Annotated in this window: 5 protein-coding genes; all 5 read right to left on the bottom strand. The window is 44.2% G+C overall.

The features are described from left to right. Positions 1 to 120: 120 nt before the first annotated feature. Complete coding sequence (locus OCK74_RS17360; RefSeq protein WP_279298334.1) at positions 121 to 858, bottom strand: 3-keto-disaccharide hydrolase; 738 nt, start codon at positions 856 to 858, stop codon at positions 121 to 123. A gap of 25 nt (positions 859 to 883) precedes the next feature. Beyond that, on the bottom strand, positions 884 to 2,887 hold the full coding sequence (locus tag OCK74_RS17355) for a c-type cytochrome (protein WP_279298333.1): 2,004 nt from the start codon (positions 2,885 to 2,887) through the stop codon (positions 884 to 886). Positions 2,888 to 2,906: 19 nt separating this feature from the next. Then, entirely contained in the window at positions 2,907 to 4,724 is a 1,818-nt protein-coding gene (locus tag OCK74_RS17350) for a 3-keto-alpha-glucoside-1,2-lyase-like domain-containing protein (RefSeq protein WP_279298332.1), read from the bottom strand. A 415-nt stretch (positions 4,725 to 5,139) separates the two neighbouring features. Beyond that, positions 5,140 to 6,009: a hypothetical protein gene (locus OCK74_RS17345; protein ID WP_279298331.1), complete on the bottom strand. Its 870-nt coding sequence runs from the start codon at positions 6,007 to 6,009 to the stop codon at positions 5,140 to 5,142. A gap of 8 nt (positions 6,010 to 6,017) precedes the next feature. Next, positions 6,018 to 11,714 (bottom strand): IPT/TIG domain-containing protein, encoded by a 5,697-nt coding sequence (locus tag OCK74_RS17340; RefSeq protein WP_279298330.1) that lies wholly within the window; start codon positions 11,712 to 11,714, stop codon positions 6,018 to 6,020. Between the last annotated feature and the right edge of the window lie 91 nt (positions 11,715 to 11,805).

Below are 11,805 nucleotides of genomic sequence, written 5' to 3'. Positions count from 1 at the left end.
TAAACTCTAATTTCCGCCAAAAAGACCATTAAATAACCCTTTTTAGGAATTAATAAAAAAGCAGGTTATTACGCCCTTTGAACGCAATAACCTGCTTTTGTTTTTTTTACTGAGTGGAAATCAGATCTTTCTGATCTTGATATTTCTGAAAGCCACTTCATAACCATGATCCTGCAAAGCGATCTTTCCTTTAGTTGCAGAAGCAAAGTCTGTCCAGGTTTTGAATTTGCTTCTGGCTATCATATTCTTCCATTCTTCACTTCCCTGCTGCACATCAAGTGTTTTTACACCATTGAAATAAAAAGTCAGATGACCATTTTTTTGCATGATCCTTGCCAGGTTCCATTCACCAACCGGTTTGGGTTTTGACATGGCTGCAGTTCCATGAATATCATACAGCAATCCTGCAAGATGATTTTCCTGTTTGTTATCACTGGCTTTGATGTTATCGAGGATCTGCATTTCAGGGCCGGTTACAAATGTGTTGCCAAATTTAGGACTCTCTTTTACATTGAAGATAATCCCACTATTGCCTTGCTCTGATATGCTCCATTCTAATGAAAGTTCATAATTTTCATATTCATTGTTGGTGATCAGATCCTCCATTCCACTCGAAGTTTTGGCCTTAGGATCCATTATTAAAACACCATCCACCACTTTCCAGTTTTTGCTTACAGTGTCCCGGTTGTAGGTATGCCAGCCATTGGTTGTTTTGCCATCTAACAGCAGCTCCCAGCCTTCTTTTTTTTCCTGCTTGGTTAAGGTATTGAGCTGTGTGGCGGATGTGCCCATTTTTGAAGAGGAGCAGGCACACAAAATACTGGTTACACCAATAATTACAGATAATCCTTTATTCATAGTTTTTCTTTTTGAATGTAATAGCTTACTTACTTGCAGACAACGATTTGATCCAGGCTGCAATTTTCCTTGCATCTTCCTTGGGCACCTGTGGCATAGGCGGCATTTCTGTGGCATAGCCAGGCCAATTCTGAGGCTGCGGATTATAAATAAGACTAACTATCTTTTCGATACTGTAATTTCTTTTAGCCACATCTTTAAATGCAGGTCCTACCTGGCGCTTGTCGGCATTATGGCAGGCATTACAAGTGTATTTAGCCAAAAGGGGTTTAACATCAGCAACACCTTTTGCTGTAGCTGCTGTTGTTTTTTTCGCGTCTGCTTTTGCATTAGGATCATCAGGTGTTTTCAGTGATGTACCACCCTTAGCCAGAGTTGTGGCCGCAAATGCGCTATTGCTCTTTGCAGTTCCGCCTGAATTTTTAGTGCTTACTTCACTCATTGATAATTTCTGACCCTCAGGAACATTATTGAGTGTATAATAAGCTGTAGGATGCACCAGTGAATAGGAATCCTCCAGATCACGCACGCCATCCAGGGTAATGTTATGAATATAGTATTGGCGCAGACCATCTACAATGATCCTGGCTTTCATACCATCGGCAGAAACTTTTACGCCTTTAACCTTACATTTTTGAGCGTTCACAGTAGGACTTCCATACACTGGATGGTATTTATAGGTAAAGCTTTCCACTGAGTAAGAAGCAATGTCTTCGGCCGACTTCTTATTTACAGGCTTGGTAAATTCAATTTCAAAGCCATCAGGCATGGCGCGAACGGCTCTCATTTCAAAAGGAATACGGCCATTCCATACCAAACGCTGAAGGCCCTGATTCTCTTCACCGGCCGATCCCCATCCGCGGTTGGTTTCACCTACAAACAAAGAGCCATCCTTTGCCCAGGCCATACGCAATACGCCCGATTGAAAACCTTGGCGGAACTCCCAGGCAGCGCCCTGAAACTCGCCATTCACTTTTTCCATAAACACACGGCTGATCTTGCTCTGTCCCTGGTCGCCAATCAGAAGCTGTCCTTCAAAGGGTCCAAAGGCTCCTTCCGGAATTTTTACAATTTCAGAGTTGGAGATACCAAGAACACCATGGGGCAGCCAAACGGAGGGCAATTGGATCTCGGGGATTTCCTTTTTCACCTCGGCTAATGTTACAAACTTTTCATTGACAACATTCTCCGGCTTGATATAGCGGCCCTGGTCATTTTTTACCTGCCGCGGGTTTACATGGGCATATAATTGCTCGGTGGTTAATGTAAGTGGAGAATTCGGCATGCCGGTCCATCGAAGTCCGGCCGGGTGGCCCATAAATGCACCTTTTTTCACATGCACCAGTCCCCCTGAGCCGATCCAGTCGCCCTGATTGTCCACATAAAACAATTCGCCGTCGATCATGCCCAGGCCGCAAGGGGAGCGAAAACCTGTGGCAAAGGGTTCCATTTTTCCGTCTTCGGAGATCTTCATCATCCAGCCTCTCCAGGGCACACGGCTTTCGCCCCGATACCATTCCTCATTTCCAAAAGCAACGTTGCCGGAAACAAAGAAAGTGCCATCAGGCGCCAATTTAGGGCCAAAACTGTACTCATGATAATGGCCGGAAAGCGGCCAGGCATAAACAGTTTCCAGCCGGTCGGCCTTGCCGTCCATATTTCTGTCAATCAGCTTGGTCAGCTCGCCTCTTTGTGCGCAATACAAGGCGCCATTTTTGTAGGCTAGGCCTAGCACTTCGTGCAAACCTGAAGCAAACTTGCGGAAATATGGACGCTGTGTGGTTGGGTTTTCAACAATAAAGATATCGCCCCTGCGGGTAGAAACGCCCAGGTCACCATTAGGTAAAACGGCCAGTCCACCCACTTCCAGGATCACTCCTTCGGGAGCATTTACTCGGATAATTTTAAAGAAGTCTTCTTCTTTTGCAGCCTCCTGGGCAAAGACCGGTGCAGCCAAACCAATCGATAAAAATGAAGCCGAAAAAAGTTTTACTGTTTTCGATAAAGCATTCTTGAATACTTGATTCATATATTGTAGCAATCAGAAATTAAAAAAGAATTGAATAGCTTACTTTGTTTTTTACAGGAACGATCAGTTCTTTACGACCATTCTTTTCACGAATGACCGGTTCTGCGCCTCCTGCATCATTGATCTGTAAATAATATGATTTATCATCAATCAGGTAAGTGCCGTTGGGCCTGGCTTCAATGGTTTTGCCTTCCGCCAAACGCACATACAAGTTTTCGCCCGGATTCTGAATGTTGATTTCTCTTTGCAATCCCTGCCCATTATTGACTACGCGGATGATATCGGAAACCATGGAGCTATAAATGGAGTAATTAAATATGGGACGGTTTACTTCATCCAGATCGTAACCTTTGGGTTGAAAACCAGTTGCCGCGGTATCCTCGGGCCAGTCTGCCTGGGCAGAAGAAAGCCGGGCAATTGCAAGCACTGGCTTGCCAAATCGTTGAACCGTTCCTAAAGGACGGGAAGAACCATCACCTCTTTCGTGCCACATGGGTGTGGCATCCAGGAAACCACCGCGCCATTGCTGCACAATAGCGCCTTTGTCCATATCATAGGTATAATGCAACTGTTCTGCACTACCCACGTTTACTGCATGCACTACTCTGGGGCCTCCGGGAATATCCATAAAGCTTCTCAGAATGGTATTGGACGGTGCATCCACCAAAATAGGATCAACCCCTGGACCCGCAATAGCGGCTTCGCTGAGGAGGAAATCACGAATGGCGGAACCGGCAACCGTCAATCCTAAAGCCGACCTATCCCAGCTGGCCGATTTGGCAAATAAAAGTTCAAAGGGCAGATTGCCTGCAGGAAGTGCGATCTCGCCACTTCTTCCTCCGGTGGGGATTACGGTTTGATTATTGATTTGAAGCAGGCCGCCACCGCCGCTTACATTTAAATTGAACTGATAGGTTCCGGACTCTTTTACCTGTAAATTGCCGGTATAACGGATCAAACCCTCTCCGTTCAGTTTGTTTTTTACATTTAAAGAAAGTGCAGCTAAAGTGCCTTCCGCTTCCGGCTTCAGCTTGGCAAAATCCGGTTCTGCTTCAAATTTTCCTTTGTAAACTGAATATTTTACATCCGACAGTTCCGGACGGGGCTTGTCGAAGTTTTTTATATTAACATTTTTAAATGCAACGGCGCCATGATCGCCCTGTATACGCAGGGGGCCGAGGGCTGCTTCCCTGCCCATACTACCACGGGTAGGGCCAAACAGTTCAACGTTTTCATGAATGGTTACGCCATTCAATTCTATACGCAAAATCTTTGCGTTCTCAATTTTTTTGCCGGCTCCATCAAAACGGGGCGCCTGGAAGGAAACCTTTAAATGCTGCCACAGGCCGGGCGCACGGCTTACATTTTGACGGGGTGCATAGCCTTCATACCCCTCTAGTCCTTTGCCGCGGCTCTCATCCCAGCGTTCATAAATACCGCCATTATCGCTGTATTTAGGGCTTTTTACGCCCCAGCTGTCCAACAACTGAAGCTCATAACGGCCCTGCAAATAAATGCCCGAGTTAGAACCCTTGGCCATCATGTAGTCCAATTCCAAATCCAGGTCACCGTGCTGGAAATTGGTCAACAGATCGGCGCCATGAATTTGCTGGCTGGGAAGATTTACCAATACACCGGTACCAGGTGTTGTTTGCAACACATTGTTCTGGCTAAGATCGGCAGAAACATCTCCGGCTAATTTCCAGGAAGGCCCGGAAGATTGAAAAGACGAAAGACCAATTAGGGAAAGTGACGATTGGGCAGAAGCTTTTTGACATAAAGCAGCTACTGCAAAAAGGGACACACCAATCACTTTCTGCTGAAATAAGGAAGTCATCGTTAGTGCTAATTTGTTTTAATGGCTTTGAAAATCAATGAGTGAAACGAAAATATCTATAAAAATGAAACGAATGAAATTATTCAAAAAAATGCATTAGCCGGAGTCTGATCCACCAACAATTCCCTAAAGAGTTTCCCTGTGTCAAGCTAGCCACCGCCATGGCTACCCGCTCCATCCAGTGGCTTGGGCAGCCATTCGGTCAACAAGGAGTAGAACTAAAAGCCCCGGTACATGATGTGTGTACCGGGGCTTTTCTCTGGGGCTTTTCGTCTACTCGATTGTGTGCTTTGAGCCATTATAATGGCTGCCGGGCTTTACTAATTTTTGTAATGGCTGTCTGGTTTATATCGGTTTATCGTTTGGTTTACTTCGGACAAAAATATTTTTGCCATTAATTGAAAGTGAACTATCATCAATGACAAGTGTAGTAGAAATTTGTTTTGCCATAAAATGATGCTATTCCTTGTTGCAGATCTCCTGTTGCAACGCCGGACAGCACATGCCCATTGGCATCAGTTTGATAGTTGTCATAACTGGTGGTCCATGTGTCAAGCAAAACTCCGGAAGCAGGGTTGTATATTTTGGTGACAACTTTACTTAATGGGTTCACAACATGTTTTCCAAAATTGAGAACAGTTAGATAAGGGTAACCTTCCATGGCATCCGGGAATGTATACATCCAGTTTTTGATCGTCGTTTTGCTGTCGTAAGACAAAGTTGATTCCAACACCTTTTGGTTACCTGCGCTGGGCGTTGTCATGAGGCAACCCGTTAACTGTTGATTGGCATAAGTGTAGGCTGTGCTGAAGTTTGCCCTTGTTGAACCATTGATAAAAAGATCCTTTTTTGCAAGATAGCCATCACTGTTGTAGGAGTACTCAAAGACATATGTATCGGCATGAGCAGGATCAGAGAGATCTGATTTTGTAACAAAGCGTATAACCCGCTTGTTGCCGTCTAGTCGCAGGTATTGATAGGGGCTTATCCTGACAGAGTCGGCTGTGATATAGGAGAAACTAGCTTCAAAGCTTTTTGCTCTATTGACGCTATCATAGACAACCAAACTGGTAACATTGTTATTGCTGTTGTAAAATGCAGATAAGGACGATTCGGCACCGGCTCCGCTGTTTACCTGCGAAATCGTGGTCAGTACACAACTTGTGTTTTGTTGATTATTACCACCGCCATTGTTTCCGGTATCGGGCTCAGTATCCTTGTTCTTGCCACAGCTCAACAAGATCACCAAAACGGTCATGAGGTAACTGAAGGAAATCTTCTTCATACAATACATTAAATGATGATGATCGATTGCTGAACGACCTTGTTGTTAACGACCATTTTAACAAAATAGGTCCCTTTGGCCGATATGGTGAACGGGATCCTGATTTCATTTCCATAAAAGATCAACTTGCTGGTTTGAAAAACCTGCACACCCGTCACATTGAATACCTGGACATAGGCGACTGAAGTGCCCACTTGTGGCAGCTTTACATACGCAATGCAATTGCCAGTTGAGGGGTTGGGGTACACATATAGCTGCAGGGAGTCCTGTGTTGTACTCCGGCCGATGAGAACAGGATAATCGAACGAAGGAATCCAGCAGGTTCTATCCGCACTTGTCTCCACGTGATAGAAACCGGCATTTTTGAAAACCAATGAATTGGAAATGGCATTTGGCAACTTATTATTGTTGTAATACCATTGGTAATAATTGGCCTGGGAACTGACCAGGACTGAATCACGGATTAAAGAAATGACAGGAACCGGGCCTTTCACAGAGTCGCAGGTATAGGTAAATGTTTGAAGTGAATCCTCGCCGGCAGCTGTTTTTACCCTTACACTCCCGGTTGAACCATTGGCAACAACCGCAGTAATCGTGGAATCATTCACCACCGTAAAAGAAGAGGCGGCTACACCGCCAAAGCTAACATCGGTAACATTAGTGAAATGTGTACCTTTAATTGTTACTATAGTTCCAGCACCACCCGAAGTAGGAACAAAAGATCTAACAAAAAAGCCGTCCACCAAACTTCTTATCACTGAAAAGCTACCGTCGTTTTGATTTGTCGTCAGGATATCGGGTTTACCGTCAGCATCCATATCACCAACTGTTACAGTATATGGGCCATCACCTGTGGTTATCTGAAATTTCGGTGCAAATGAAAGTGTGTTATTCGAACTGGTATTGCTAAATACAGATACTGTTGAATTGCCATTATTTGAAATAACAACTTCTGGTTTGTTGTTCCCATCCAGATCAGCAACGGTTATACCAGATGGATGTTGTGAGGTTAGAAATTCAAGCTTACTCTCCAATGCAATGTTGCCAACACTACTAACGTTCCGCAGGTAACTAAATGTATTAAGATATAGATTTGTTACTATTACATCACTTTTGCCATCACTATCTATATCAGCAATAGCAAGCGATGCCGCACTGCCCGAGGTGGAAAAATCTTTTGCTGCGTCAAACGAAATTGCAGTTGCGGAACTGGTATTGCGGTAGATGAAAAGACTCCCGTATGGACTTCCATTACCAACAACAGTAGAAATTACCAGGTCGGGTTTTGCATCCAAATCCATATCGGTGATAATAATATTCGAGCCCATGCCATTCACAGATCTTACAATAGGTGAAGCAAAGGAAATTATTCCTGGCTGGCCTGTATTTTTACAGATATAAATTTCTTTTGAATATTGCGATAAAACAGCGAGATCAACCTTTCCATCACCATCCAAATCACCGGCAGCTACACTAAAATTACCCAGGCGTAAGTTGTTAAAAAGATACTCATCGGCAAACGAAACACTGTTGTTTGTGCTTGTGTTTCTGAATATTGAAACGCCGTTCATATCGGAGCCATTTGCAACTATCATGTCAAGTTTACCATCGCCATCAATGTCGCTGAAGATAGTTTGTTGGGGATATCTGTTATAGGCAATCGTCTTCTTCGGAGCAAAAGATACACTGTCAGGCGTACTTGTATTTTGAAACAAGCTTAGGTTGTTCGATGGATTTCCAACGGCAACGGCAACATCGTTTTTGCCATCCAAGTCAATATCCGCAATCGCCATACCATATGGTTTGTTGCCAAGAGCCAAATCAATTTTTGGTGCAAAAGCACTTGTGCTCAACGTTTCCAGTGACGTAAATGTTATATTAAAAGGCTTGGATGAATAAGTTGTTAAACCATTATTAGTAATACTAATTGGCTGGTAGCTTGCACCCGCCGGAACAGTGACCACCAAAGATGTTGAAGAAGCAGATAAAACAGGTGCTTTTACAGAGCCAAAATAAACTGTATTACCAACTGCAGTTGGATTAAAGTTAAAACCTGAAATGGTTACAGAAGCACCAACAGGTGCTGAACCAGGAACAATTGATGTAATCACTGGTGCATTGGTATAAATAAATCCATGATAAGTTACACCACCCAAAGGTGTGGTAACAGAAACATCACCGGAGGTACCTGCACCAACGGTGGCTGTAATAAGCGAATCAGAATTGACTACAAAGGATACAGCAGTAACACCGCCAAAACTAACAGCTGTGGCACCTGTAAACTTATTGCCGGTTATTTTAACGGTCGTACCTGTAGTGGCAATACTTGGAACAACTGAATGAATAGCCGGTGTTGGAGAAATAAAAGTAAATCCGCCCATGCGGCTTGTGGTTACTTGTGTAGTTACTGTGACATCGCCCGTATTCCCTGCGCCAACAACAGCCGTGATACTGTTCGACGAATGAATTGTAAATGAAGCAGCAGGCACACCACCAAACTTCACCGAAGAAACATTGTAAAAGTCAGAACCTGTGATGATCACGGCGGTCCCTGCTGCAGCCGAAGCTGGACTAAAGGATGTAATCTTCGGATTATCGTAATTAAAAAATGTTGAATTGGCACTTCCACTAGGCGTTGTGACGGCTATATTGCCCGAAGCACCGTTGCCAACAATGGCGGTGATACTTGTATTGGAATTGATGACAAAAGAGGAAGCACTCACGCCACCAAATGATACGGCGGTTGTATTCAAAAAATTGTTCCCAGTAATAGTAACTGAATGACCGTTTGCAGCATACTGCGGAAAAAAACTGGTGATAGTAGGCGGTGGTTGCACAAATGTAAATCCGGCTATTGATGCTTGTCCGCCTGCGGTTGTTAGAACAACATTACCAGAAGCACCTGCCCCTACTGTGGCGGTTATACTTGTAGAGGAATTAACAACAAAAGAACTTGCGGCAACACCGCCAAAACGTACGGATTGAACTTTGATAAAATTTGTTCCGGTGATGCTGACCACATCACCAGTGGTGGCGGACATTGGCGAAAATGAAGTAATGGTTGGCTGCGGATAAATAAAGGTATAATAAGAACTAGAAATACCAAATCCATTGGGTGTCGTAACCTGTACGCTGCCCGTATTGCCAATACCCGTCACTGCCTGAATCGTGGTTGAAGAAAGTACCGTAAAGGAAGTAGCCGGTTCCCCATTAAAATAAACACTGGTCGCTCCGGTAAAATCAATGCCAGTAATGGTAACGGTTGTTCCGGGCGGACCTGACTGAGGTGTAAACGACGTAACTGTCGGCGAAGGCAGGAATGTAAAGCCACTCATTGTGCTTGAACCGTATGGCGACGTGACAACCACATTGCCGGAAGCGCCATTTCCAACTGTTGCCGTAATGGTAGTGGCATTAACGATTGAAAAAGAAAGTGCCGGCACACCGCCAAAACTCACTCCTGTAACATTATTTAAATTATTGCCCGTTATGTTTACAGTTGTGCCATATTTTGCTGACGCAGGAGTAAAAGAAGTAACTGCCGGCGGCGGGATATAGGTAAATCCTGGCAGTGAATCCGTACCCGATGCTGTAGTAACGCTCACATTACCCGAAGCCCCCGAACCCACTGTTGCTGTAATGGCATTATTGGAAACCACAACAAATGAACTGGCAGGCACGCCACCAAAACTAACCGACGTGGCACCCGCTAAATGGGTTCCGGCAATGGAAACTGTAGCACCTGTGCCGCCAAAGCCTGGCGAAAAAGAAGTGATGGTTGGCTGTGGAGTCGTAAATACAAAACCAGGTAAAGAAGCTGCTCCATAAGGTGTTGTCACTGATACGTCGCCAGATGCTCCGCTTCCCACAATGGCTTTAATGGTGGTTGGATTTACGACCGAAAAAGAACCAGCCGGGACACCTCCAAAACTGAAAGATGTTGCGTTTGTGAAATTCGTTCCGGTGATGGTTATCGTTGTCCCAGTAACAGCCGTTTGTGGTGTAAAGGATGTAATCCTTGGAGGTGCTGCAAAAACAAATCCTGCTATTGAAGAAAAACCCATTGGAGAACTTACCACCACGTTGCCCGAAACGCTGTTTGCACCCACAATAGCTGTTATAGTTGATGAATTGACCAAAGTAAATGAAGCGGCAGCAACACCGCCAAAACTAACAGATGTTGTTCCGTTAAAATTGGAACCATAAATCGTTACCGTTGTTCCTGCAGCAGCACTTGTTGGTGAAAATGAGGTAATGTCGGGAGCCCCGATGCGGTTTTTATAAATAACCCCACGAAGTGCGCCAGACGTAACTATAAAATCCTGCCGGCCATCCATGTCAAAATCTGCTGTTCCTATTTTCCCCGTTGCTGTAATGCCGAAGTCGGCCTTTGTACCAAACGAAATAGTTCCTGTGGTGCTATAATTCTTTAAAACCGAAACCGCATAAGCTGTGCTATTGTTTGCATCACTCACCAGTAAATCAAGTTTACCGTCACCGTCTACATCACTCAGCGTAACATCAGTGGGGCTGTCCAGTGAGCCAATATCTGGTTTTAGCCCAAAAGAAATGGCGCCGCTAACACTTGCATTTTTTAGTATTGATACCGTATTGGAATATAAATTGGCAACGGCTACATCTGCTTTCCCGTCTGCATCCATATCACCAATAGCAATACCTGAAGGAAAGCTTCCTGCTGCATAGTTTTGCGATGTAGCAAATGAAATATTACCGGAGGTACTTGTGTTTCGTAACACAGAAACAACATTCAGCAGGTAATTTGAAAAGACCAGATCAGGCATTTTATCACCATCCAAATCAGCAGCTTTTACATCATTAAATGTTCCGGAAACAGCTATGGATTGTTTCGGCGCAAACGAAATCACACCGCCGGAAGTGATATTGCGCAGCAAAGTGATGGAGCCGGGAAGGTCAACATTGGCAATGGCTATATCGGCCTTTCCGTCCTTGTCAAAGTCTGTTACAAAAAGAGCCATGGGTTGAGTACCAGCAGCAATGGATTGAGGTGCGGCAAAAGAAAGGTTGTTTACCGTACTGTTGTTTTTGTAAACTGAAACCGTGCTGGTATTTATATCACTGTTAGCAACAATCAAATCAAACTTGCCATCGCCGTCCAAATCACCAACAGTAACAAAAGCAGGCGTTTTGCCGGTAGCCAGGTCTACTTTGGCATAGAAAGAAAGTTCATTTCCACTTGTACGGTTTCGAAAAAGGGATACGGTGTTATTGGCCCTGTCAGCAACTGCGGCATCCGGTTTTCCATCACCATCCAAATCGGCAATTGCCAAGCCCTCCGTATTAAAATTACCGGTTGAAACTGAATCAAGGGGCAAAGGATTGAAAAATGCGTTGTTGTTAATAGCGCCTCCCCACTGAAACGTTGGAATAAAGGGCGCATCGGACCAAGCTATAAGATTTCCAGTAGTAACTGACAATGGTTGACAAGTTGCTCCGTTTGGAACAGTTACAGTTAATGAAGTTGCCGTTGCTGCAGTGACATTAGCTCTTACCGCACCGAAATAAACAATGTTATTGGCAGGTGTTGTACTAAAATTTGCACCATTTATGATAACTGTTGTACCAACAGCGCCACTTGATGGCGAAAATGAAGTGATGGAAGGCTGTGAAAGGATTTGTGATGTACATAAGAGCGTGATTAATAAAAAGAAAAAGCAAAATTTCATAGCAGTTATTCTTTGGCTGTTGTTGTCACAAGGGGTTTAGGAAAATAATCAAATATAAGGCAACAGATGGTTTAGGCTAATAGTCTGTGCA

This window comes from Paraflavisolibacter caeni, assembly GCF_025628885.1.
Lineage (GTDB): Bacteria > Bacteroidota > Bacteroidia > Chitinophagales > Chitinophagaceae > Flavisolibacter > Flavisolibacter caeni.
This window is presented reverse-complemented; position numbering and strand designations above follow the sequence as displayed.

Excerpts from the sequence above, each read along its gene's own strand:
- OCK74_RS17345 (WP_279298331.1), bottom strand. The coding sequence starts at position 6,009 with ATGAAGAAGATTTCCTTCAGTTACCTCATGACCGTTTTGGTGATCTTG.
- OCK74_RS17350 (WP_279298332.1), bottom strand. The coding sequence starts at position 4,724 with ATGACTTCCTTATTTCAGCAGAAAGTGATTGGTGTGTCCCTTTTTGCA.
- OCK74_RS17340 (WP_279298330.1), bottom strand. The coding sequence starts at position 11,714 with ATGAAATTTTGCTTTTTCTTTTTATTAATCACGCTCTTATGTACATCA.
- OCK74_RS17355 (WP_279298333.1), bottom strand. The coding sequence starts at position 2,887 with ATGAATCAAGTATTCAAGAATGCTTTATCGAAAACAGTAAAACTTTTT.
- OCK74_RS17360 (WP_279298334.1), bottom strand. The coding sequence starts at position 858 with ATGAATAAAGGATTATCTGTAATTATTGGTGTAACCAGTATTTTGTGT.